Below are 24,390 nucleotides of genomic sequence, written 5' to 3' on the forward strand. Positions count from 1 at the left end.
CTCGCATCAAAATGGTTCTTATAATTCTCTTTACGCTGTCGTTACAATATGTATATGAACTTCTTTTCAATCCCCCCGGAAAACCCCTTTCGGGACTCCCGAAGCGCCCTGCCTTATCAGCTAAGCGGGTGCAAATATACGCACCTTATTTTGTCTCCACAAAATGTTTTTCAATATTTTTTTTGAAAAAAAATCAATTAAATTATAAGTGCTTGTTTTTCAGGTTTTCCTTTTTTCCTTCTTAACATTTTTTATGAGAAGAAATTCCAAACCAACCCAAATCGAATCACAAAATCACGATATGGATAATTGGGTGCGGAGTAATAATTGGGTTCGGAAAAAATAGAATTTAAATGTTCTGCCTTTAAATAAATCCTTGTTTGTCTCACTTTGGCATTTATAAATACATCCAATAAAGGATACCCTCCCAACTCTTCATTGTTCTGAATGTAGAACTCTCCCAATAATGGATTGTATGCATTCATATTATAGGAGGTAAAGTACTTAAAGGTGACCCCCGTTTGAATGAACATTGCTTTCTTGAACACATCGCTTGAAAAGTAGAGACTGTTCCTTGTGACCACTTGTGGTAGATTGAGCACTTGATTGTCCTGAGTGACTTCTTGGTACATTACGGTGTTCATCAGGGACCATTTTCTCCAACTCAATTCTTTTTCATACTTTATTTTGAAGTGATTGATGGTTCCCGATTCTTGAAAAGGCTTTACAAAAGCAGTTTCCTGACCCAATCCTATTTCTTCTTCGGTTGCGGTCGAGGCAAAGTAAGTGTAGTTATCAATGGCACTGAAATTGGCTTCCAACACACCCCAATTCTTGGAGTCGAGGCCAAAACTGAGGCTTTGGGACTGTACTTCTTCAAAAGTCCCATCGTTTTGCCAGTTAAAATTGCGATAATCACTTTGATAGAGCAAATAGTTGAAATCCGGCATTCGAGCGGATATGTGAACCGCCCCTGTTATGGCATTGTTCTCATTGAGGGCATACTTGGCCATGGCATCAAAATTATTGCCCGTCAATGCTCCGGAGACCGTATAGTTTACATTCCCCTTTAAAAACAAAGGGCCAAAACGGTTACTATATTCTCCCCCAATGGATATTTCCTCTCCCTCCAATTTATTTTGTATGGTTTGTTCTTCGGAAATCAATATGCTATTGAAAAAATAATTGTAATTGTATAGTCCTACATTACCGGACAATCTACCCAGGGTACGGTTTGAAAACTCAATGGTTCCTTTATTGTACATCGTCTTTAATCTAGCCCTATCCTCTATTGGAACCAAAAATGGATCCTGACCAAACGCATCGTTCTGAGCCCTTTGTTCAAAATCATAAATTTTGGTCTCGTAGCTAAACTCGTGTCCAATGGTCAATGTTGTGGGATTGCTATCAATGGAATCCCTTTTATGGTTTACCAGCTTGTAATGATGGTCCAAGTAATAGCGTTTTCCCAAAATCCGGTTGTTGGCATTCTCGTACAACAAATCAATTTTTGCCCTGTCCTGAAAATCGGGCAAATCATCTTCGAACTGACTTCTATCCTGTAATCCTCCGCTTTCCTCGCTCTTCATTTCCTGTGCCGCTATATGCCCCCTTATAGCATACCTGCCGCTTTCGGTCAAATAGTTGAACGTTGCCCGGAACTTTCCATCCTGAGCTTCTTCATAACGATATTTTCCCAAGGACCTAAAACCGTTGTAGGCTACGGATGCATTGAATCTTCTGGACAGGTTAAAGGTAAGCAGTGCGTCCAGATACTGCCCCTGCTCCATGGTTGTTTTAAACATGAGCTCCGTCATGGGAGTCGGGACATTATAGTAGTTGACGTCTTCTTTTTCGAAATAGCCCGGATGCTTTGCCGTGGCGCCCATGCGGGGGTAATAGGGCGTGCTCACAAAACTTTTGCCCAGTTCATTATAGGGTTGACCCATATTTGCAAAGGGCATCAGTTCAAAATCATCTTGCCTTAGATAATTGTATTTGTACTCTTTTTTTATGGTAAGGGTGGTATCCACAAAAGTGGTATCCCTTGAGTAGGAAATAATTTTGTAATCCCGAATACTGATCGTATCCGTTTTGGCTTTTGCCGCCTTTCCAGACCCTTTAGGTCTGGATTTGATGTTGATTGGATCCTTAGCAACGGAATCCTTGGATTTTATAGGAAGGGAGTCCTTGGTTTTGAGCATTACAGAGTCTACTTTTTTTGATGGTGGCACGGAGTCTTGCTGTGCCATTAATGAATGGCCAATAAATAAAAGTAGGGTCAATAGTGTTAATCTCATTCCATGATATTGGTTTGGCAAAGGTAAAAGTTTTGTTTCTAAAGAAATGTGAAAAGTTAATAGATCAGGAAGCGAAGCAAAACTTACCAAAAATAGACAATAGAACTGTCATAAATTTATGATAACATTAAGAAGATTATAACAATCAACCTCAATTAAATGTTGCTTATTGCAGTGTTAATCAAAGTCATTTAATCAAACAAAAACTATTTGAAAATCACATTGTAAATGAACTATAAGCTAAATATTTTAACCTTCCTAACCGTAAGCGCAGGAGTGGCTCAAGTTAATTTCACAAATCCAGATGAAGGTGCTGTTGTGTCCTTCCAGACTACATCAGTGGATTCCAAGACGCTCAAAGCAGAAGGGTCTCCATATTTTGATGACAATTTCAAGTACGGGCAGATTCTTGTTAACGGCGAAGTTAAAACTGCCGGTAATCTGCGATATAACGCCGCCAATAGCGAACTAGAACTACAAAAAGGTAAAAACGAATACTCTGCAGTTCTGAAACGCAATTATATTTCAGCAAAAATCGACAACAAATTATACAAACTGTTCCCTTATGTGGACGAATCCAACGAGGAAACTACTAGGATTGGATATTTTACACCGTTGAACGAAGGCGAGGTAAAATTGCTTTATAAACCGGAAAAAACCCTTCGAAGGGGAAAAACAGGAGCAACCAACTACGACAGGACAGTTCCTCCAAGGTTTATTGACATCAGCTCTTATTATATTCAAAAAGGAGATGAACCAGCGGAAAAAATTTACTTGAGAAAAAAGTTTTTTTACGATATGTTGGGAAAGGAAAAAATTAAAGACTTTATCAAAGACAATAATCTAAGATTGAATAAAGAAGAAGATGCGATTCAAGTGGTGCATTATTTTAATGAACAAATAGATTCTCAATAAGAAAAACCCTTCACAAACAAAAAAGGCCCCAACATTGGGGCTTTTTTTATTACCTACCTAACCTTTTTAGAGTTAGCAACAACATCCTCGTTGGGCATTCAAAAGTATGAGCAACACATTCAAGCCCTTTCAAAATCAAACTTGATAAAACCACAAAAAAAATGGTCTGGGTTTAAACCCAGACCATTTTTATGGTTTATAAGAATGAATGATAAGAATTATTGTCCCACCATTACAATATCAACAGTAAATCCTCCACTAAACAACGCTTGAGTCAACGTAATTTCAAATCTGTCTCCACAAGCGGTATAGGTACCTGTACCTCCAGTTGCCCATGAGGCATCCCCTGCAAAGTCCACGCTAAAATCTTCATTAACGGTTATTGTACCTGAATATGGGAATTGTCCTTCATAACTGCTATCTCCTGTTGCCCAAGCAACAAAATTAGGACCCCATGAGGATTCGATAGTAAACTGATTATCCGTACCATCCACAGGGATTAAATCCACATTGAAAGAAGGAGCTTCTTCATCAAAAGCGAACACACTTACTGAGTAGGCAGATGAAAATACAGTTGGACAATCATTATCCGTAATGGTTATACTTCTTGAAGTCGCAACCAAACCTTCACCGGCAATTCCAATTGGCAAATCAGAGCCAGCATCCAATTCGAGGGTTACCTCCACATCTCCATCAGCATCTAAATTATCAACTGGTTGAATAACTATGTCAGCAGAAAATTCCCCAGCAGGAATCTCAATTGTCCCATTTGAAGGGGTTACAGTGAATCGAGAATCATCAGATGATGTAACAGTGAAATTAACGGTAACACCGTTTGGATTCGTACCATCATTACCTAATAAAACTGTTGTAACAATCGGGTCTTCGCTATTCTCAGGGATAGAGCCTGTAGTTGAATTCAACTGTACAAAGCCTTCCCCATAATCTATAACGGGCACTTCGTTCTTTTCGCATGAGGTAAAAACCAAAAATACTCCCGCGAATAAAATTCCAAATTTCTTAATTATATTTTTCATCTTTTCAAGTCGTTACAAATTAATAGTTTGGATTCTGTGCCATGTTCGGGTTGGCGTTGATCTCATCGATTGGAATAGGCAACTGGAACCTGTAGTCTCCCGCTGGCAACGTCAATATCTCCGGAGGAGTCCCCGAACCATCGGCCAAGTCCCCATTATTTGAACGTTGGACAGCTTCCCCCCTACGTTTTAGGTCAAAGAACCTATGTCCCTCAAAACAAAGTTCAACCCTTCTTTCATATTGGATCGCATCTTCCAATGCCTGACCACTTTCTCCACCCGTGTAGGAAGTGTAACGCGCATCACGCAACATATTCAAGGTCGTCAAAGCATTCCCAGGCTGATTCAACTCAAATTGTGCCTCCGCCTTGTTCAACAAAACTTCAGCGGCCCTAAGAACCTTAACGTCCACACGTCCATTCACCTGGCCTGTTTCACCCAGGAACTTTCTTATCGCGTTATAGTTGTTGCCCTGGTTTGTGGCATCATATTGAATAACTTCCCTCCTTAAATCGTTGGGATCTAAGCTAGTGAAGAACTCATATTCAACGGCATACTCCAACACTGTATTTGGAGGGGTGGTCTGACTGTAAAGCACCCCTACGTTATTAAAGCCGGATTCTGATGAAGTATTTACAGACCACTCAATGATAACACCTTCATTGGTAGTGTCCTCGTACACATCCAATAGGGCCCCCTCCACGTTGGCATCAACGATATCGGCAGTAACCTGGTTTGCCGCATTGATGGCCAACTGGTAATCCCCATTATAGAGATACACCCTGGACAACATGGCATATACCGCATTTCTGTTCAATCTTCCCTCACCATTGGAAGTTCCGATCAATTGGGCAGCCTGCTCCAAATCTCCAATTATCTCACTATAATTGCTTGCAACAGTTTCCCTGGAAGGCTGAGCAAAAGGATCCCCTGTATCACCATCTTCTACCTTTAAATAAACAATACCAGGCGAGTTGGCCGCATCGGCACTCTGGGTCGGTATCATGGCATAGATCCTGGCAAGATCAAAGTGCGCAATGGCACGGGCGGCCAATGCTTGGCCCAAGATATTGTTCTTTTCAGGACCATCTACCAAGTTGTCTATTTGCCCTATTACCAAGTTTGCGGCGTTTACCGCCTCGTAAGCCTCGCTCCAGTAAAGGGGTATTGCCCCTCCAGTGTTTGGATTGTACCGATAATCGTAATAGACCTCGTTGGACCTACGTCCCGTTTGCACCAAAACTACGTTATCTGAAAGAATATCCGGAATACCCTGTAACCCTGACCCCGGTGAAGAGTAGTAATTCCAAAATTGGCTATAGATACCGTCCACGCCATTTTGAAAACTGGACACACTGTTAAAAAACGTTTCTGGATTCCCTTCAGTAAATGGCTGAAGACCATTAAGTTCGTCATCGCATGAAACCAACATTGAAGTGGCGAACAAGGATGCTAAACAATATATATACAATTTATTTTTCATGTCAATTTCTTTTATTAAAATCCTATTTCTACTCCAAAGGTATAAGACCTGGTCTGTGGGTAGCTGAACAGGGAGAATGCTCCCGGAATGAACCCAGCACTACCTGCCGCAGAACTTTCATCAGAACCAATACCGATCTCTGGATCACCATTGTATTCGGTGATAGTGAAAAGGTTCTGACCTGTTGCAAAAACGCGTACTCTATCGATACCTGTTCTATCCAAGAATTTTCCAGGCAAGTTGTAATCCACAGTCAACGTCCTCAAACGGATGTAATCTCCTTTCTCCAACCATCTGTCACTGTCCTGATCGGCAGTACCCTGGAACAATGGACTTGGCAGCACATTGGTATCTCCAGGCTGTTTCCAGTAATTGAATGCCTCTACCCTTTGGTTGCTATCGATATTTCCGATGGAAATACCGGCCTGCCTCTGGAAGTTCATAATGTAGTTTCCTGCTTTACCGACAAAATCGGCCCGCACTCCAAATCCACCCCAACGGATAGAGGTAAAGAATCCGCCCTCAACATTGGCATAGGGGGATTTGCCTTCCAAAATCGTATTAAAACTGGCGCTGTATTGATTGGTTACGTTCCCATCCAGATCATAGTACAAAGGCTCACCGTTCGCCGGATTGACCCCTGCATATTTAACCGTGTAGAAAGAGTTAATTTCCTCTCCTTCTCTTAAGATGTTATAACCAAACGTTCCATTGATGATGTCATCACCATTAACCAGGCTTACCACCTTGTTATCGAGGAACGATATGTTACCTCCGACTCTCCAAACAAAGTCTTGGGCGCGAACAACATCGGCGTTCAATGAAACCTCGATACCGCTGTTCTCAACCTCACCAATATTGGCAACAATAGAGTTGTCCTCATCACCGATTGTTTGTGACAATGGCTGGTTCAACAACAGATCCCTTGAGTTCTTCTTGAAATAATCGACTACACCGTTGACCCTATTATTGAACAGACCAAATTCAACACCGATATCCAAGATGGCCTGTGACTCCCATTGGATATTAGGGTTCCCGACTCCGATCGGGATAGCGGTAGTGTTGCCGTTATAGGTATTGAACTGCAACAGGTTCAAATAGTTAAAGTCCCCGATGTTCTGGTTTCCAGAGGTACCGTAAGAGGCCCTAAGCTTAAGGTCATTTACAAACGAGCCCTCCAAGAACGATTCCTTGGCGATGTTCCAAGCGGCACTCCCGCTGTAGAAATAACCGTACTTGTTATCGGGACCAAATCTTGAAGATCCATCCCTCCTTACCGATCCGGAAAGGATATATTTGCTGTCATAATCGTAGTCCACAAAAAGCCCTTGGGAAAATAGGATTCTTCTGGCTTCTTCCGACCCTGAACCTGTAGCTTCCGCAGCTACATCCTGATATGGGATTTCAGGTGATGGAAATCCTCTTGCACTGGCAAAAAGGTCTGTGTAAATATTCTCGTTGTACTCCAAAAGGAAACTAGCGGAGACGTTATGGTAATCCCCAAAGGTATCATTGTAGGAGAACAGGTTGTTCACATTGTACTGCAATGTGTTGGAAAAATTATCCGTCTGTGTTCCCGGGAAATTGGCATCACCGACTATAGTGTTCAATACACCTCCCGCAAGAGATCTATTTGTTCTGTTAAACCTGTTATTTGTGGCACCTACAGAAAACCTGTTGGAGAACTTATCGGAGAATTTGATATCGGCAAATAGGCTACCTACGATAAGGAAGTTTCTATTGTCCTCCGGTTCCGTGATTAACGCCCTTGCAATAGGGAAACCTGATGTTGTTGGATTGAATATTGGATCCCCTTGATCGTCCCGCTGTATACTTCCATCAGCATTTCTCAAATACAATGGGTCCCATGGGTTGTAGTCGTACATTGCACGGAACGGGTTTTGAACATTGTTCCTGTCCCTCGGGAGGTCGGTCGTACTCCTCGACAAAGAGATGCTGGTTCCAATATTCAACCATTCCTTGGCCTGGTATGTAGTGTTCAGACGGGATGTGATCCTTTCGAACCCATCGATACGATCGATGATGCCCGTGTTCCTGTCATATCCCAAGGAAAGGAAATAGGTCAACTTTTCATCACCACCGGAGATGGACAATGAATTGGATTGGATCTGGGATTTTCTCAACAATTCTTCCTCCCAATCGGTATCCAGATCAATCAATCTCGCTCTCTCGGCGGCATCCGCAGTTGCTCCCGGCAAAGATTGGGCCGCATTGACACCAAGCTCGGCAAACTGTCTTTCAAGCTCCAACTTTTGAGCGGTGTCCATCAAATCAAATGGATCAGGGATTCTTTCACCAAAACCATATGATGAGCGAAAAGTAATTCTGGCATCACCACTTTTACCTTGTTTGGTGGTGATCAAAATAACACCGTTGGCACCACGGGAACCATACTTGGATACTGTGGCAGCATCCTTAAGGATGGAAAAAGTCTCGATGTCGTTCGGGTTTAAATTGTTGATAAAATCAGAGTTTACAGGAACCCCGTCCACTACATAAAGTGGAGTGGTACTTGCGTTGATGGAACCAACACCCCTGATGGTTACGAACGCGGTCTGGCCTGGCCGTCCGTTCGCTGCCGTAACTTGAACACCCGCTGCCTGACCCTGAAGAATGTTATCAACACTGGTCGAGGGCACGAAGGCTTCAATCTTCTCAGTGGATACTGTTGATATGGCAGATGTGGAAAGTTCCCTAGATCGAGAACCATAACCCGTTACCACTACCTCTTCCAAGGCCTGTGCATCTTCCTCCATCTGCACATTGACGGTCGAAGACGAACCTATCGTCCTTTCAACAGTTGCTTGACCGATATAACTGAAACGCAATACCTGCCCTACGGAAGCTGAAATGGAATAGTTTCCATCAAAATCTGTTTGTGTACCATTGGTCGTTCCTACAACGACTATGGAAACACCAGGAAGCGGCAAACCATTTTGGTCCGTCACGTTACCTGAAACTGTTTTCTCTTGTCCAAAAGAGAAAGACATGCATAACACCAAGAATGGTGTTAGCATCCATGCTAACTTAGCTCTCATTTATTTCATTTTTTGAATTAGTCCGCTCAAAAATCAATATAAAAAGTTAATATTCAAAAAAATTAACAACTTTGCAGTATATCAAACAACCCCAAACCACCAGGTATTTTTCATAATTTTAACATAATACCCTCATGCTAACCACCTGTTTGTTTGGATTGTAGGAATTTTTTTAACTTTTTATTGAGAATTCTATTTTTTTAAAACGGCTACCTGTTAAATTTTAAGAAACCATGTTAAAATCTTGTTATCGCACACATCTGGAAGCTGGAACCGACGAGGCAGGAAGAGGATGTTTGGCAGGTCCGGTAACCGCAGCGGCTATCACCTTGCCCAAAAACTTCAATCATGACATGCTAAACGACTCCAAACAACTTTCTGAGACCAAAAGATCTTTTTTGAAGCCTTTTTTGGAAAAAGAGGCTGTTTCCTTTTCTGTTTGCCACGTATTTCAGGATGAAATTGACGAAATCAATATATTGAATGCCTCTTTTTTGGCCATGCACCGTGCCATAGAAAAACTGAGTCCCTCCCCCGACTTTATCATTGTAGATGGAAATAGGTTTAAACCCTACCCTAATATAAAACATGAATGCATCATAAAAGGAGATGGAAAATATATGAGCATTGCGGCAGCTTCGGTTTTGGCCAAAACTTACCGGGACGAATATATGGCCAAAATCCATGAAGAATTCCCCATGTACAACTGGAAAAAAAACAAGGGATACCCCACTAAAGAGCACAGGGAGGCCATTAGAAAGTATGGGCTCACCAAATATCATCGGAAAAGCTTTAGACAACTCCCAGATCAGTTGACTCTGGATATTTAAAAATCCTAACTTTGTGTCAAACCACAACAATGAGATCAAAGTTATTCTTTTGCTTGCTTCCCATATTAATTGCATCCTGTACAAAAGAGGTCCAGACCAAAGATTCCCTTTTGGAGCATCTTCCCCCCAGTCCGGCGCTCGTCATCAAAATCACCAACTTGACCAATTTTAAAAGTGAGCTCAAAAACAATGCACTCCTTAAAAATGTAGGTGGTTTTTCCAATCTTAAAACCATTTCAGATAAAATAAAGGGTCTGGAATTCTTATCCACCAACAACACAAGTGTTCTTTCACTTTACGAAGTGGGCAAGAACAACTATGACTATGTTTGGATTGCAAAAAAAGAGGCAAATCTTTTCAATGTGGATAGTGTGGCCAACAAATCGGTGGAGACTCTCACCTATGAACAGGCCAGCATCACCAAATACACCTTGGACGGACTTGAGGTTTTCAGTCTTCAAAAAGACAACAATATACTTTTAAGTTCCTCCATGATGTTATTGGAGAACATTGTTCGGGCAAAGAACGCCACCGTTGTAGATCCAACATTGAAAAAACTCTACGGGGCCAGTTCCGCTGGCAAGTCGGCCACCTTTTTTATAAATCCGAGTGGGAACATTTCTTTATTGGGACTACATGAAAAAACCAATAAAACCCAGCCATTTTCTTCGTGGATATCCTTGGATTTTACAGCCAATTCGGATGAAGTAAACCTCAATGGGGTAGCGATGGCCCCAGATTCCACCAAAAACTTTGTGAGTTTGTTCAAAGGAACATCTCCCCTTGTGAACAAAACCCCGGCATATGCCCCGATGAACGCACAAGCATTGATTTCTTACACTTTTGATGATTACCAAGTTTTCGCAAAAAACCAGAATAGCTATTTGGACAGGGTAAAAGCAACCGACTCCCTTTTTAATACGATAGAGGAAGTAGGCATCATTTATTTGAACAACGAAAAACTGGTACTCCTAAAATCATTTGGAACGGAGGGCCTTTACGAATATCTGGACAGTCGCAAAACCGCTTCGCAAGAATATCAGGGCAGTGAAATCATCGAACTCCAAGAAAACAACCTTGTTGAAAATGGGTTTACGCCATTGGTCCAAAATTTCAAGTCCAACTTCTGCACCATTTTGGAGAACAGTTTTATTTTTTCCGAAGGCAAGGAGGCTTTGCAAACTTTAATCAGTAGCCACAAGAGCTCTTCTACTTTTGATAAGGACCAAGGTTACATAACGGCAAAGGCATCACTTGCAAGCGAATCGAGCATGCTTTTGGTATCCAAGGCCTCAGGTATTGATTTTTTTGCTGAAAACGAACTGGACCCAGACCTCGCCGAGGACATTAAGAGAAATGATATTGATGATCAGGTCTTCGCGTCGCAACTGGTGATGGACAATGGTTTCGGGCATTTCAATATTCTTGCATCAAAAATAGAGAAGAACCAGGAGAAAAATGCAGTGTCTCCCCTATTTACCCTGGAACTGAACACGGATTTGGCCACAGACCCACAATTCGTCAAAAACCATAGGACCAAGCAGCAGGAAATCGTGGTACAGGACCAGAACAATGTTCTTTACCTGATCTCCAACGACGGAAAAGTACTTTGGACCAAAGAATTGACTGGAAGGATACAGGGTAATATTCAACAGGTTGATATTTATAAGAACGGGAAACTCCAACTGGCCTTTTGCACCAACAATCAATTTTTGATACTGGACCGCAATGGAGACGAAGTTCCTCCGTTCCAAATAGATTTTGAAGGAGGCAATCTAAATCCATTGGCCGTTTTTGATTATGATGGTAGCCGGAACTATCGATTTGTTGTCACGCAGGGCCCTAACGTATATATGTATAACAACCAGGCAAAGATTGTCAATGGCTTTACCTTTAAGAAGGCCCCAAGCAATATTCTGGGGGCACCCAAGCACTTTAGGGTGGGCAACAAAGATTATTTGGTTTTTAAACAGGACAACAATACGTTAAGGATATTGCACAGGGTTGGTAGCGACCGAATCAAGGTCGAGGAGAAAATCGATTTTTCCAACAACGAGGTATTCCTGTACAAGAACAAGTTCTCGATGACCAACAAAACCGGTGTGCTGCATCAAATTGACACAAACGGCAAATTGACCGCCACCAATTTTAACTTAAATCCGGACCATGGTTTTTATGCTACGAGCAACACCTTGGTTTTCATGGACGACAATATCCTGAGCATAAAAGGTAGAAAAGTTGAACTCGAACTTGGCGTGTACACCAAACCAAAAATATTCTATATCTACGATAAAATATACGTTAGCGTAACCGACATCCAGAACCAGAAAATATATTTGTACGATAGCCAGACCGAACCTATTCCCAATTTCCCAGTATTCGGTAGTTCATTGATAGACCTTGCTGATATGGACAACGACAAAAAACTGGAATTGGTGGCCAAGGACCAAGACAACTCTCTGATTGTGTACAAACTAAATTAGTTTCATTTCTTTTGCGACCTATACAGTAGTTACTACGATACATACATTTTCGAACCTTGGGGAGCTTTCATTTTAGTAGTTTGTTCAGAATTGCTTTATCAACAAACTAAAACACTATTTAATGAAAACCTCGAACAAACTATTCTACTGTTTGTCCTTTGCCCTATTGGTAGGGACAGCGGCGCAAGCACAATTTTTCAAGAAACTGGCAAAAAAAGCCGAAAAGGCCGCCGAAAGGACGGTTGAAAGAAGGGTGGAAAAAGAAACGACCAAAAAAACCGATCAGGCACTCGACAGCATTTTGGAGCCCGGTTCTGGCGGAAAAAATTCTCCTGACAACCCTTCCGGCAACACGCCCGGTAATCCCGGCAATCAAGAAACCGGCACACCGTCCGGAGCCATCACTACAGGACCTAAAACCATAGAAGTATATAGCAAATTTGATTTTGTACCGGGGGACAAACCTATTTTTTACGATGATTTCAACAGTGATTTTATGGGTGATTTCCCTTCCAAATGGAACACCAACGGTTCCGGAGAAATAGTGACCATGGGCACCCAACCTGGTAAATGGTACTCCATCGCCAACAAAAGTATCACCATTCCCAATTTGGGGAGTACACTTCCCGAAGATTTTACCATGGAGTTTGATTTGAAAGCCACCAATTTAACAAGGAACACAGGCTCCGGTGCTATTCTGGGCATTTACCTTTCGGAAACACCTGGCCTCACCACAAAGGAAAACAACGTGGTGGCCAAACTCAATTTCTGCCAATACATAGCCATTGGGGTCAGGGTCGAGAACGAATTTGCAGGGGACCCAGCCCCCATTGCCAATACCCTGCAACAAGATCTCCGCGAAGTTTATCAGGATATTGTCCATGTATCAATCGCGGTCAACAAAAACCGGTATAGGCTATGGCTCAATGAAGCAAAAATTGTGGACCTGCCCCAATTTATCGTAAAACCGGAAATGATCAATTATGTAAAATTCTATGTGAACGGCATCGACAAGCAAAAGAAACAGGAGCAAGTATTGATCAGCAACCTTAAAATCTCCGAAGGTGGTGTGGACCTTAGAAGAAAACTAATGTCCGAAGGCAAAATTTCCACCAACGGCATTCTTTTCAATTCGGGATCAGCGGACATTTTACCACAATCCATGGGAATCATCCGGCAAATATCCCAGGTATTGAACCAGGACAACTCCATAAAACTGAACATAGTTGGGCACACGGATTCCGATGGTACGGATGAAAGCAACATGATGCTTTCCAAAAATCGTGCGGAAGCCGTTAAAAAAGCATTGGTATCCGTGTATGGAATTTCCGCCGACCGTTTGAGTTCGGAAGGCAAAGGAGAGACCGAACCCGTGGCAGATAACAATTCCGACCAAGGAAAGGCCCAGAACAGAAGAGTTGAATTCATTAAAAAATAAACCTTGCACAACATGAAACGATATTTCACATTCCTGCTACTTGCCGTATTCGCAGCTTCCAATTTACAGGCACAATCTACTTGCAGCACATATTATCCTTTGGTCGAAGGAGCCAGCCTCCAGTACACTAATTATGATAAGAAAGGAAAAGACGATGGACAAATCAACTACAAGATTACCAATGTGGAAAGCAGCGGTGACAATGTAAGTGCCACCATGATGATGGAAATGGTAGACAAAAAAGGAAACACCTATACCTCGGATTACGAAATTGATTGTGATGGCAACGTGGTCAAAATTGATTTTAAATCCTTGATGAACGATCAGATGCTGAGCCAGATGGGGGATGTGGAGATGGATATTTCCGGGACCGATGTGGATCTGCCCAATAATCTATCCGTAGGTCAACAACTGCCAGATGCCAATATGGAACTTAAAATGAAGATGGGCGGCGCCATAAACATGAACATGACCGTAGAAACACTTAACCGTAAAGTGGAAAAACAGGAGAGTGTGACCACACCTGCCGGCACGTTTAACTGTTTCGTGATCTATAGCGAAACAAGAACAAAAATGATGATGGGAAACAAAACTTTTCCCAACCGGGTATGGTTGGCCGAAGGTGTGGGGATGGTAAAACAGGAATCCTACAATACCAAAGGAAAACTGATCGGCAGTTCATTGCTCACCGAATACAGCAAATAATAGGGATTTACTTTGTAAATACAAGAAACCGAGGTACGGGCCTCGGTTTCTTGTTATCTAATTCTAAAATATGTCCTCAAAGTTAGACCCCTGCCCCTTCCTTGACCAACTCAGCCTCAAAAAGTGTGCTAAAATGTTGGAGCAGTTTTTGTTTCACCTCCTCCATATCCACTACCCTCTGGCCCAGTTCTACATTTAAGGAGGTAACCGCCTTGTCCTTGATGCCACACGGAATCATCATATCAAAATAGCCAAGATCAGTGTTCACATTAAGAGCAAACCCATGCATGGTTACCCAACGACTGGCACGTACACCCATGGCACATATTTTTCGGGCAAAGGGAGTACCGACATCCAGCCAAACCCCTGTCTCCCCTTCGGAACGTTGCCCCTTGAGGCCATAGTCGGCCAAGGTCAAAATCACCATTTCCTCCAAAAAGCGTAGGTATTTATGGATATCGGTAAAGAAGTTGTCCAGATCCAAAATTGGGTATCCCACCACTTGTCCAGGCCCGTGGTAAGTAATGTCTCCCCCACGGTTGATTTTATAGAAAGTGGCTCCCTTTTCAGCAAGTTTGTTTTCGTCCACCAACAAATTGTTGATGTCGCCGCTCTTTCCCAAGGTATACACATGCGGATGCTCCACGAACAAAAAATGGTTGGGGGTCTCAAGGCCCGCATCCTCACGTCGGTTGCGAACCTTGGTGTCCACAATGTTCTTAAACAGAAGCTCTTGGTAATCCCAAGTGTCCTTATAATCTTTTAATCCTAGATCTTGTAAAGTAACTTTCTTGTTCATGCCACAAAGATACGAAGCATGGGAATGGAAAACTATTTCTCCAGTTCCACTTCCAAATCCAAGACCGATGGATTCTTCATCAACTCCATGAAGTTGACCTCATAGATCAAGGTTTTTCCATCCTGACTAAAGGTTGCGTCTTCCGCAGTGGTCGATTTTATCTTTTTAGGGAAGTGATATTTTAAGGTGTACGTAGACCCCGAAAGGAACATCTCCGCTCCCTGTAGGCTATCCAATTGCTGTTGGAACAACTCTTGATCCACAATTTTGGCCTTTCTGGAAAACTTGTTCTTGTTGAACGAGTAATCTACTTCGGTTGGTTGCTCGGCGGGCTTCATCGGGCCTTGCTGAGGATTGGATTTGCCTCCAATGGAACTTGCATCTTGAAAAGCTCCAAAGGCATCGTTTACCTCACTTACATTTTTAAACTCGCTGTACAAATCGAACATCATCTCCTTTTTTTCAGGATTCATCACCATGCGCATATTGAACGGTTCCAGTTTTTTCAACTTTTCTTGTTCTTCAATAGGCAATTGGGCAATGCTATCCTTCTTCTCTTCCAAAAAATCCTTGAAGGAAATTATGGAATCTATTGGTTTCTCATTTGTTTTGGCCATTTCTTCCCCGGCCATTTCCATCATCTCGGAACCATCAAAATTTATGGACAGTTTCCCAGAACCATCTTCATTAATGTGTATTTCTTCGGTAAAATTACATGCACTGGCAAGGGCAATCAACATTGCCAATAGCAAGATTTGGACTTTTTTCATAAAATATTTAGTTAGTGTTGTTTAGTATGACCAAGGCCCCGATTACTCCGGGAACCCAACCACACAGGGTTAAAAGTAATACAATAAGAAAAGACCCACAACCTTTTCCGATGACCGACAAGGGAGGGAAAAAAATAGCCAACAAAACTCTCCAGATACTCATTTTTTTGATTTTGATTGATGATACTTATAGGTAGACCAAACACTGTTTTTGTTACAGAAAAGCACTATTTTTAGCCAAAATCGGGTAAAAAATGCGGTTTTTCGTCCTTTTCTTATTTCTGGCACAAGCACATGTCCTTTTGGGGCAATACCATTTTTCGGGCCAAGTTTCCGCAGAGAACAATGGTAATTCAATTTACCTGTCATTGGTCGAGGATTACCGAAAATCTGGGCGAGTATACTTGGACCAAATTGTACAAAAATCTGAGGTGGACTCCTTGGGTCATTTTTCCTTTGAGGGCAACAACCTCGATGACCAAAACCGCATCTATCGCATCCATTTGGATGGCTGTTCGGACAATACGGGCAACAATCATTTTTTGGGTCGATGCAACAATAGCAAAAGTGTCCTATTTATAGCCAACAATACCGACACCTTGGAGTTCCCGACCTCGTTCGAGGACCAATCACTTTGCACCATAACGTCCACTAACCCAAAATCGGGCCTACTTTTGGAGGTTGCAGGGCTAAAAGAGCATATGGCCTACGATTTTGCAGACTATCCCAGCGAAGCCAACAAAAAATTGAACCTGGACAAGTGGTTCAAAACCTTGCACAGTTTTGGAAAAGAGACTGGCGAACCCTTGGCCGAACTTTACATCTACGATTTTTTATCCGACAAAAGGAACGAAACCTTTAAGTTTTATCTCGAAGACCTTACTACCAACGATTATTACGAGGGTCTATCGGAAAGATTATCAAAAACCTATCCCAAAGCCGAGTTTACGCAGCAGTACCAAGCCGAAATAGCTACTGATAAGGAATTGGCAAGTTTCAGTCGTCCAAAATCCAGCAAATGGAACCGGACCATCATCGCACTTTTGGCAGTTTCCATATTGGGAAATGTGTTGTTCTTGATTAGAAAAAAGAAAAAGAGTTCTTCTGAATTACTTGAAAAACTTACCCCGCAAGAGCAAAAAATCGTCAACCTGATTTTGGAAAACAAGACCAATAAGGAAATTGCCTCAGAACTTTTTGTAAGTGTAAGCACGATAAAAACACACATCAACAATTTGTACAAAAAGTTGGGCATCACTTCCCGCGAAGAGATGGCACTCCGCTTCAAAAAATAAAATTCAACCCCCGGTCTAGTACCAATATCCAACGTTCACAACCTACGTCCATCACAGATTTTGGTGAATTTGGCCATCAAACCATAAATCACAGTAAATCATGAAACAACTTTTGGCAATACTCCTTTTGCTTTGCACTTTCGGAGCTACGGCACAGGAATTCAACAAGGAAATCAAAACAGAAAACAGCCTACAGTTTTTAGTGGGGCAAATCAATATTGAAGGCTTACAATCCCAACCTTACGGCAACTGGTTTCAAAACAGATACGAGAGCTATAACCCTGACGAAACCATAGTTGCACTTTTTAAGGAAAAACTGGCTGGGTACAACATCAAGCTATTTTTGGGCACTTGGTGCGGGGACAGTAAACGGGAAAGCCCAAAATTCATTAAAATATTGGAAGTGGCGGATTTTCCCATGGAACAATTGGAAATCATAGCACTGGACTATCGCAAGGAACATTATAAAACCAGTCCCACTGGTGAAGAGAAAGGATTGAACATTATTAAAGTACCCACCATCATCTTTTTTAAGGATGGCAAGGAAGTCAACCGAATCGTGGAAAGTCCGTTGGAAACTTTGGAGGAAGACATGGCCCAAATCATTTTTCAAAAGGACTACGTACCCAATTATGCATATTAAGTTGGGCCAACGCAAGGATTTAAAAGCGCAAAAGTGTAATTTTGCGCTTTAAATTTTTACAGACTATGCAACTATCGGAACAAGAGATCGTTCGAAGGGAAAAATTGACCAAACTCAGGGAATTGGGCATCAACCCGTATCCCGCAGCATTGTATCCTGTTGATGCCACTTCCAAGAGCATCAAGAATGATTTTGAAGAAGGAAAGAAAGTGGTTATTTCCGGTAGATTGATGTCGCGCAGAATTCAAGGAAAGGCTTCCTTTGCCGAACTTCAAGACAGCGAGGGCCGTATCCAAGTTTACTTTAACCGTGATGAAATTTGTCCGGATGATGATAAAACCTTGTACAATGATGTGTACAAAAAATTGTTGGACATCGGGGACATTATCGGTATTGAAGGAGAGCTGTTCAAAACACAAGTCGGTGAGAAAACCGTGATGGTAAAAAACTTTTCACTTTTGAGCAAAAGTCTAAGGCCATTGCCCCTACCAAAGGTAAACGACGAGGGAAAAGTATACGATGCTTTCAATGACCCGGAACTTCGCTACCGTCAACGTTATGTGGATTTGGTAGTGAACCCGCACGTTAAGGACACCTTCATCAAAAGAACAAAGATTACCACCAGTATACGGGAATTCTACAACCAAAAAGGATACTTGGAAGTAGAAACACCGATTTTACAGCCGATTCCAGGTGGAGCGGCCGCACGACCGTTCTTAACGCACCACAATGCACTTAATGTGCCCTTGTATCTGCGAATCGCCAACGAACTGTACCTAAAAAGATTAATTGTCGGCGGATTTGATGGCGTTTACGAATTTGCCAAGGACTTCCGTAACGAGGGAATGGACCGTACCCACAATCCAGAGTTTACCGTAATGGAACTCTACGTAGCTTATAAGGATTACAACTGGATGATGGATACCACCGAAGAACTTTTGGAAAAAGTGGCAGTAGACGCAACGGGAAGTTCCAAAGTAAAAGTTGGAAATCACGAAATTGAATTCAAGGCGCCTTACCCAAGGGTCCCTATTTTGGAAGCTATAAAGATCCATACCGGATATGATGTTTCCGAAATGGAGGAAGATGAGCTTCGCGAAGTGGCCAAAAAATTGGGTATTGAAGTTGATGATACCATGGGCATCGGTAAATTGATAGATGAGATTTTTGGTGAAAAATGTGAGCACCACTACATTCAACCCACCTTCATCATCGATTATCCAAAGGAAATGAGCCCGTTGACCAAAGAGCACCGAACCAACCCAAGGCTTACAGAACGTTTTGAATTGATGGTAAATGGTAAGGAATTAGCGAATGCCTATTCCGAGCTCAACGACCCCATTGATCAGCGCGAGCGTTTTGAAGACCAGCTGAAACTGTCAGAAAAAGGGGATGACGAAGCGATGTTCATCGACCAAGATTTCTTGCGTGCCCTCGAATACGGTATGCCCCCAACCTCGGGAATCGGAATTGGAATCGATCGTTTGGTGATGTTGATGACAAACAATTCTTCCATTCAAGAAGTATTGTTCTTCCCTCAAATGCGTCCAGAGAAGAAAAAAGTAGAGTTGACCGAAGAGGAGAAAACCATCGTGGACATTCTTAAGCCTCAAGGAGAAATGTCCTTGGCCGACCTTAAGGATAAAGCTGGGTTGAGCGGTAAAAAATGGGACAAGAGCACCAAGAGCCTCTCCAAACACGGACTTATCAAAATAGAGAAAACAGAAAGTGATCTTTTGGTAAAATATACAGGATAGCATAAAATCTTATCCTCATTAAATACAAACCCCTGGGCCTCAAAATAGGTTCAGGGGTTTCGTTTTTAAAAAAATTTCTATCTTACCCCCGATTTTCTTCCCTAACGGAGGAAGATTTCCAGCAGCTTACCCCACTAATCTTACTAAAATCTACTTATATGAAAAGAATGAAATTAGCATTCCTTTTCGTGCTGTTGGTATCGTTTACCGGAATGGCACAAGAGGTAACAGGAACGGTCTATGACGACCAAAACGTACCCTTACCGGGAGCTTCGGTCCAAGTTAAAGGAACAACCACGGGAGCCATCACCGACTTTGATGGCAACTATTCAATTGAAGCTAGCACCGGAGACATCTTGGTATTTTCCTACGTCGGATTCAACACACAGGAAGCGACCGTAACCGGCAACACATTGGACGTTACACTACAAGCCGGACTCGAACTGGAAAATGTTGTAGTAGTTGGATCCAGAAACGCCAACCGAACCTCTACCGACTCGCCAGTGCCCGTCGATGTGCTGGATGTAACAGAACTGGTACAATCCGCCCCTCAGGTCACGGTCACCGAAATCCTGAACTACGCGGCACCGTCATTCACTTCCAATCCACAGACCATTTCTGACGGTACGGACCATATTGCCCCCGCTGCTTTGCGCGGACTCGGGCCTGACCAAGTATTGGTTCTCATCAACGGAAAAAGAAGGCACAAAACAGGATTGGTCAACGTAAACGGAACATTTGGTCGGGGAAGTGTTGGAACGGACATGACCACGATTCCATCCAATTCCATTTCCAGAATAGAAATTCTACGTGACGGTGCTGCCGCGCAGTACGGTTCAGATGCCATTGCAGGGGTCATCAATATTGTTTTGAAGAATACCGTGAACGAATTGCAGGTAGATGTGAACACCGGAGCCCATTTTACCAGCGAGCATAGTCCCCAAAAGAAAATCGATGGCGAACAAGTAAGTCTTGGACTTAATTACGGTTTGCCTATTGGAAAAAATGGTGGGTTCATCAACTTTACGGGGAATTTTAACCACCGCGGATGGACCAATCGTATGCAGGAATGGGAAGGTTCTATTTTTAATAGCTACAATTCGATTGAAAGAGTTGCAGCGGCAAACAACTATGATACATCCTTACTACTAGATGATGATTTGACAGATATATTTCAGTATGCATCAGCTGCTGGGATTGCTCTGAACGGAGATGAAACCAAGGAGGAGCTTCAAAACATCCTAAGTGCCGATGTAACCGAGGAAGAACTTGCAGCAAGAGGTCTACAACGGAGCGATTTCAACATGCGAGTTGGCCAATCCAAACTTAGGGGAGCACAGTTCTTTGCCAATCTATCCATTCCGTTGGATGAAAACTTGGAGATTTATGGATTTGGTGGATTGAGCTTCAAAAATGGTAATGCCGGTGGTTTTTACCGTTTGCCAAACCAGTCGCGCACCTACACCCCTGCTTATCCCAACGGCTTTTTGCCGGAAATCAATTCCAACATTGTGGACAAGTCTGCCGCTTTTGGCATCAAGGGAATGATCGGGGATTGGAATGTGGACTTTAGCAATTCCTACGGAAAAAACGAGTTTATGTACCATGTGACCAACTCCAACAATGCTTCAATGGGAAATGCCACTCCTTTTCAAGCCAATTCGGGTGGGTTCAACTATAGTGAAAACACAACGAATTTTGATATGAGCCGCTTTTATGAAGATACCATGGCAGGATTGAACATTGCCTTTGGCGCCGAGTACCGTGTGGAAAACTATGCAATCGTGGCAGGAGAGGAAGCCTCGTACACTCAATACAACACATTGGGCAACCCTCATGATCCCACAGACCCGGAATCGGTAGTTCCAACAGACTTTTTTGGAAGTACCCGACCTGGAGGCATCCAAGTATTTCCAGGGTTTAAACCAGATAATGAAGTGAACGCTTTCAGAAATACCATTGCCGGTTATTTTGATGTGGAAGCCGATTTCACCGAGTCCATTCTTTTGAGCGGAGCAGTCCGTTATGAAAATTTCTCCGATTTTGGGGGTACCTTGAACTTTAAGGTCGCTACACGCTTGAAAATTTCAGAAAACTTCAATTTTAGAGGTGGCGGACAAACGGGCTTTAGAGCTCCATCATTGCATCAGATTCATTATAGCTCCACCTCTACCCTATTTGTGGATGGAGTACCGAACGAAGTCGGTATTTTCCCGAACACCTCGAGGGTTGCCCGACTGTTGGGCATAGAACCTTTAAAAGAGGAAACTTCGGTAGGTGCCACCGCTGGATTCACCGCAAGGGTGCCCATTGCCAACCTAAAGTTTACCCTGGACGGATTTCTCATCAACATAGATGACCGTGTAATCCTCACAGGTCAGTTCGATGATAACGGAAATGCCGAGTTGGCCAATCTTTTCCAACAGGCCAATGCCACCCAAGCTGCCTTCTTTGCCAACTCTGTGGATACCCAGACCAAAGGTTTGGATTTTGTAGTGGACCATAAAGCTAACATCTCGGACAATGTTTCCCTGACCAATACCTTGGCCATGACGTTATCCGAAACAACCGTAGAAAAAGTAAAAGTTCCCGAAGCAATCGCCGATGCAGGGCTGAGCGACACCTATTTCGATCCAACCAGCCGAATTTTTTTGGAATCTGCCGTGCCCACCACAAAGGGTAACTTATCTCACAACCTAAAAGTTGGGGACAATTGGAGTTTCTTTTTAAGGAACGCTTATTTTGGAGAGGTTCGGGAAGCTACCAACGAAGTTGACCCAACAATCGACTATACATTCGGTGCAAAAATAGTGACCGACCTTACCATAGGCTATAGCTTCACGAAGAGCGCGATACTTACCATCGGTGCAAACAACCTTTTGGATGTTTATCCGGACAAGAACGACCCTGCTTTTAGATCGGATGGAAGGTTTATCTATTCGAGAAGATCTGTGCAGTTTGGACAAAACGGTAGGTATGTTTTTGGTAGATTGACGTTCAAAATCAAATAACACTATCCTTTTTATCAAAATTTAATCTTGAAGCCCCTTCACGGGGCTTCATTATTTTTATCTTTTCATAAAAAAGCATAGCTTAGAACCCCAATGGAACTAAGCAAAAAAATTGGTTTGGTCCTAGGACCGATCGTATTCCTCATACTGAACCTATTGCCTTTTGAAATGGTGTCAGAAAAAGGCGACCCCGTAATCTCGATTGCCGCTTGGATGCTGATCTGGTGGATAACCGAGGCTGTTTCTATTTCAGTGACCGCCCTCTTACCATTGCTCCTATTGCCTATTTTGAAAGTACTGCCCATTGCGGAGGTAGGTGCCAACTATGGAAGCCCCATCGTTTTTCTCTTCTTTGGCGGATTTGTAATGGCCCTTGCGCTGGAAAAGGTAAACCTGCACCGCAGGATAGCACTCAACATCATACGACTTACCGGTACCACGCCCAACAAAGTGATTCTAGGTTTCATGATCGCCACTGCCACCCTTAGCATGTGGATCAGTAATACGGCAAGTACAGTGGTTATGCTCCCCATTGCCATTTCTGTGATCAACTTATTGGTAAACGATGAAGACGGTTTTACCAAGAACGATCAAAACTTTGCCCTTTGCGTTATGCTGGGAATCGCGTTTTCGGCCAATGCAGGTGGAATTGCCACGGTTATAGGGACGCCACCCAACTCGGTTTTGATCGGATTGTTGGAAAATGAATACAACACCGAAATTTCCTTTTTAAAATGGATGACCATTGGATTGCCCTTTTCCATCATCATGATTGCAATCTGTTACTTGGTTTTGGTCAAATGGATGTTCCCCAATCGGGATTTAAAGTTTAGCGCCTCAAAGGAAGTAATCCGCACAGAATTGAAAAAATTGGGCCCAACATCCGGTAAGGAGAAAATGGTACTAGTCATTTTTGGTGTTACGGTTTTCCTATGGATTTTTAGAACGCTCATCAACAATATTTTTCCAAGTTTAGGGCTTACGGATACCATGATCAGCATTTTTGCGGCCATTGCTCTTTTTGCCATTCCCTACAACATTAAAAAAGGGGATTTTATCATCGACTGGAAAGACACCTCCAAATTGGCATGGGGCATTCTGGTACTTTTCGGTGGCGGACTTGCCCTGGCCCAGGGAATGTCGGCAAGTGGCATTGTGGATATGGTGGCCAACGCCATTGCACAGAGCGAAATAAGTGTTTTGTTTACTGCTGCACTGTTGATTTTCCTTATGCTTTTTATGACCGAATTGATGAGCAATGTGGCCCTTGTAGCTGTTTTGGCGCCCGTAGTGGCCGGTATCGCCATTGGTCTGGATATCCCCATGCTGCATCTGTTGATACCCGTTACCATTGCCAGTAGCTGTGCCTTTATGTTGCCCATGGCCACGCCTCCCAACGCAATTGTATTTGCTAGCGGTTACATAAAAATTCCACAAATGGCCCGTGTGGGTGTCATCCTTAATCTAATAGCGGTGGTATTACTGGTACTTGTGTTCCAGTTTGTGATTCCGTTATTGTTCTAAAACTAAAAATGCCCCTCCGGGCGGAAGGGCATTTTCACAAACTAACTAACTCAAAAAAATGTAAGAAACTAACTTAACCAACGCTACCTGCTTTTTGCAAGTGTGGCGTAACTCTTTGTTAGGTACAAAGTTATAACCCATTTTTGTGAAGATTATTGTAATTAGTCTTTTGTTAACGCACCATGATTCAGCCTACAACCCAACGATTCATGAGCAAATGGGTAAAACACTGCAAAAATTTCAGTAAAACTTTCAAAACACTGCATTTTCTACACGACAATATCCATTTTACCTAAAATTCCCTCGCTATCTAAAGCCATGTTATTTTTTTGTTAACCAGA

General features: G+C 42.7%; 17 protein-coding genes. 10 read left to right on the plus strand and 7 right to left on the minus strand.

What is annotated here, in order from left to right; genetic code table 11:
* Window positions 1-251: 251 nt before the first annotated feature.
* Window positions 252-2,300, minus strand: a complete 2,049-nt coding sequence (locus SD449_RS09545; RefSeq protein WP_318310255.1) for a putative porin — start codon at window positions 2,298-2,300, stop codon at window positions 252-254.
* 228 nt (window positions 2,301-2,528) lie between these two features.
* Here SD449_RS09545 and SD449_RS09550 point away from each other — a divergent pair, with 228 nt between their 5' ends.
* The gene (locus tag SD449_RS09550; RefSeq protein ID WP_318310256.1) at window positions 2,529-3,215 is read left to right on the plus strand and encodes a hypothetical protein; all 687 of its coding nucleotides are present in this window, start codon (window positions 2,529-2,531) and stop codon (window positions 3,213-3,215) included.
* Window positions 3,216-3,433: 218 nt separating this feature from the next.
* On the opposite strand, the gene SD449_RS09555 is transcribed toward SD449_RS09550, so the two are convergent.
* Genes SD449_RS09555 through SD449_RS09565 form a run of 3 tightly spaced genes read right to left on the minus strand, consistent with a single transcriptional unit; the run spans window position 3,434 to window position 8,794 of the window.
* Window positions 3,434-4,252, minus strand: a complete 819-nt coding sequence (locus tag SD449_RS09555; protein WP_318310258.1) for a hypothetical protein — start codon at window positions 4,250-4,252, stop codon at window positions 3,434-3,436.
* Window positions 4,253-4,271: 19 nt separating this feature from the next.
* Window positions 4,272-5,735 (minus strand): RagB/SusD family nutrient uptake outer membrane protein, encoded by a 1,464-nt coding sequence (locus tag SD449_RS09560; protein WP_318310259.1) that lies wholly within the window; start codon window positions 5,733-5,735, stop codon window positions 4,272-4,274.
* Window positions 5,736-5,749: 14 nt separating this feature from the next.
* Window positions 5,750-8,794: a SusC/RagA family TonB-linked outer membrane protein gene (locus SD449_RS09565; RefSeq protein ID WP_318310260.1), complete on the minus strand. Its 3,045-nt coding sequence runs from the start codon at window positions 8,792-8,794 to the stop codon at window positions 5,750-5,752.
* Between the two features lie 233 nt (window positions 8,795-9,027).
* Here SD449_RS09565 and SD449_RS09570 point away from each other — a divergent pair, with 233 nt between their 5' ends.
* The 4 genes from SD449_RS09570 to SD449_RS09585 all read left to right on the plus strand — a co-directional run bounded on the left by SD449_RS09570 (window position 9,028) and on the right by SD449_RS09585 (window position 14,250).
* Window positions 9,028-9,624, plus strand: coding sequence for a ribonuclease HII (locus SD449_RS09570; RefSeq protein WP_318310262.1), 597 nt, complete (start codon window positions 9,028-9,030; stop codon window positions 9,622-9,624).
* Between the two features lie 29 nt (window positions 9,625-9,653).
* Complete coding sequence (locus SD449_RS09575) at window positions 9,654-12,107, plus strand: ribonuclease HII (RefSeq protein WP_318310264.1); 2,454 nt, start codon at window positions 9,654-9,656, stop codon at window positions 12,105-12,107.
* Window positions 12,108-12,228: 121 nt separating this feature from the next.
* A complete protein-coding gene (locus SD449_RS09580) occupies window positions 12,229-13,545 on the plus strand; it encodes an OmpA family protein (RefSeq protein WP_318310266.1) in 1,317 nt (438 codons plus the stop codon).
* Between the two features lie 12 nt (window positions 13,546-13,557).
* Window positions 13,558-14,250 (plus strand): TapB family protein, encoded by a 693-nt coding sequence (locus tag SD449_RS09585; protein WP_318310268.1) that lies wholly within the window; start codon window positions 13,558-13,560, stop codon window positions 14,248-14,250.
* A gap of 82 nt (window positions 14,251-14,332) precedes the next feature.
* Here SD449_RS09585 and lipB read toward each other — a convergent pair whose 3' ends face one another.
* Genes lipB through SD449_RS09600 form a run of 3 tightly spaced genes read right to left on the minus strand, consistent with a single transcriptional unit; the run spans window position 14,333 to window position 15,982 of the window.
* On the minus strand, window positions 14,333-15,049 hold the full coding sequence (lipB, locus tag SD449_RS09590; RefSeq protein ID WP_318310269.1) for a lipoyl(octanoyl) transferase LipB: 717 nt from the start codon (window positions 15,047-15,049) through the stop codon (window positions 14,333-14,335).
* A gap of 32 nt (window positions 15,050-15,081) precedes the next feature.
* The gene (locus SD449_RS09595; protein ID WP_225605318.1) at window positions 15,082-15,819 is read right to left on the minus strand and encodes a hypothetical protein; all 738 of its coding nucleotides are present in this window, start codon (window positions 15,817-15,819) and stop codon (window positions 15,082-15,084) included.
* A 7-nt stretch (window positions 15,820-15,826) separates the two neighbouring features.
* Window positions 15,827-15,982 (minus strand): YqaE/Pmp3 family membrane protein, encoded by a 156-nt coding sequence (locus SD449_RS09600; protein ID WP_207035507.1) that lies wholly within the window; start codon window positions 15,980-15,982, stop codon window positions 15,827-15,829.
* A 91-nt stretch (window positions 15,983-16,073) separates the two neighbouring features.
* Between SD449_RS09600 and SD449_RS09605 the strand changes: the two genes are divergently transcribed.
* From SD449_RS09605 to SD449_RS09625, 5 genes are all read left to right on the plus strand, one after another.
* The gene (locus tag SD449_RS09605; protein ID WP_318310270.1) at window positions 16,074-17,114 is read left to right on the plus strand and encodes a response regulator transcription factor; all 1,041 of its coding nucleotides are present in this window, start codon (window positions 16,074-16,076) and stop codon (window positions 17,112-17,114) included.
* 100 nt (window positions 17,115-17,214) lie between these two features.
* On the plus strand, window positions 17,215-17,757 hold the full coding sequence (locus tag SD449_RS09610; protein WP_318310271.1) for a thioredoxin family protein: 543 nt from the start codon (window positions 17,215-17,217) through the stop codon (window positions 17,755-17,757).
* A 65-nt stretch (window positions 17,758-17,822) separates the two neighbouring features.
* Window positions 17,823-19,514: a lysine--tRNA ligase gene (gene lysS, locus SD449_RS09615; RefSeq protein WP_318310272.1), complete on the plus strand. Its 1,692-nt coding sequence runs from the start codon at window positions 17,823-17,825 to the stop codon at window positions 19,512-19,514.
* A 158-nt stretch (window positions 19,515-19,672) separates the two neighbouring features.
* Entirely contained in the window at window positions 19,673-22,525 is a 2,853-nt protein-coding gene (locus tag SD449_RS09620) for a TonB-dependent receptor (protein ID WP_318310274.1), read from the plus strand.
* 93 nt (window positions 22,526-22,618) lie between these two features.
* Complete coding sequence (locus SD449_RS09625) at window positions 22,619-24,049, plus strand: SLC13 family permease (RefSeq protein ID WP_318310276.1); 1,431 nt, start codon at window positions 22,619-22,621, stop codon at window positions 24,047-24,049.
* The last annotated feature ends 341 nt before the right edge of the window (window positions 24,050-24,390 follow it).

Source organism: Flagellimonas crocea (genome assembly GCF_033441595.1).
In the GTDB taxonomy this organism is placed as follows: Bacteria; Bacteroidota; Bacteroidia; order Flavobacteriales; family Flavobacteriaceae; genus Flagellimonas; species Flagellimonas crocea.

Excerpts from the sequence above, each read along its gene's own strand:
- SD449_RS09585 (WP_318310268.1), top strand. The coding sequence starts at position 13,558 with ATGAAACGATATTTCACATTCCTGCTACTTGCCGTATTCGCAGCTTCC.
- SD449_RS09600 (WP_207035507.1), bottom strand. The coding sequence starts at position 15,982 with ATGAGTATCTGGAGAGTTTTGTTGGCTATTTTTTTCCCTCCCTTGTCG.
- SD449_RS09625 (WP_318310276.1), top strand. The coding sequence starts at position 22,619 with ATGGAACTAAGCAAAAAAATTGGTTTGGTCCTAGGACCGATCGTATTC.
- SD449_RS09595 (WP_225605318.1), bottom strand. The coding sequence starts at position 15,819 with ATGAAAAAAGTCCAAATCTTGCTATTGGCAATGTTGATTGCCCTTGCC.
- SD449_RS09555 (WP_318310258.1), bottom strand. The coding sequence starts at position 4,252 with ATGAAAAATATAATTAAGAAATTTGGAATTTTATTCGCGGGAGTATTT.
- SD449_RS09605 (WP_318310270.1), top strand. The coding sequence starts at position 16,074 with ATGCGGTTTTTCGTCCTTTTCTTATTTCTGGCACAAGCACATGTCCTT.
- SD449_RS09610 (WP_318310271.1), top strand. The coding sequence starts at position 17,215 with ATGAAACAACTTTTGGCAATACTCCTTTTGCTTTGCACTTTCGGAGCT.
- lipB (WP_318310269.1), bottom strand. The coding sequence starts at position 15,049 with ATGAACAAGAAAGTTACTTTACAAGATCTAGGATTAAAAGATTATAAG.
- SD449_RS09565 (WP_318310260.1), bottom strand. The coding sequence starts at position 8,794 with ATGAGAGCTAAGTTAGCATGGATGCTAACACCATTCTTGGTGTTATGC.
- SD449_RS09550 (WP_318310256.1), top strand. The coding sequence starts at position 2,529 with ATGAACTATAAGCTAAATATTTTAACCTTCCTAACCGTAAGCGCAGGA.
- SD449_RS09560 (WP_318310259.1), bottom strand. The coding sequence starts at position 5,735 with ATGAAAAATAAATTGTATATATATTGTTTAGCATCCTTGTTCGCCACT.
- SD449_RS09575 (WP_318310264.1), top strand. The coding sequence starts at position 9,654 with ATGAGATCAAAGTTATTCTTTTGCTTGCTTCCCATATTAATTGCATCC.
- SD449_RS09620 (WP_318310274.1), top strand. The coding sequence starts at position 19,673 with ATGAAAAGAATGAAATTAGCATTCCTTTTCGTGCTGTTGGTATCGTTT.
- SD449_RS09570 (WP_318310262.1), top strand. The coding sequence starts at position 9,028 with ATGTTAAAATCTTGTTATCGCACACATCTGGAAGCTGGAACCGACGAG.
- SD449_RS09580 (WP_318310266.1), top strand. The coding sequence starts at position 12,229 with ATGAAAACCTCGAACAAACTATTCTACTGTTTGTCCTTTGCCCTATTG.
- SD449_RS09545 (WP_318310255.1), bottom strand. The coding sequence starts at position 2,300 with ATGAGATTAACACTATTGACCCTACTTTTATTTATTGGCCATTCATTA.
- lysS (WP_318310272.1), top strand. The coding sequence starts at position 17,823 with ATGCAACTATCGGAACAAGAGATCGTTCGAAGGGAAAAATTGACCAAA.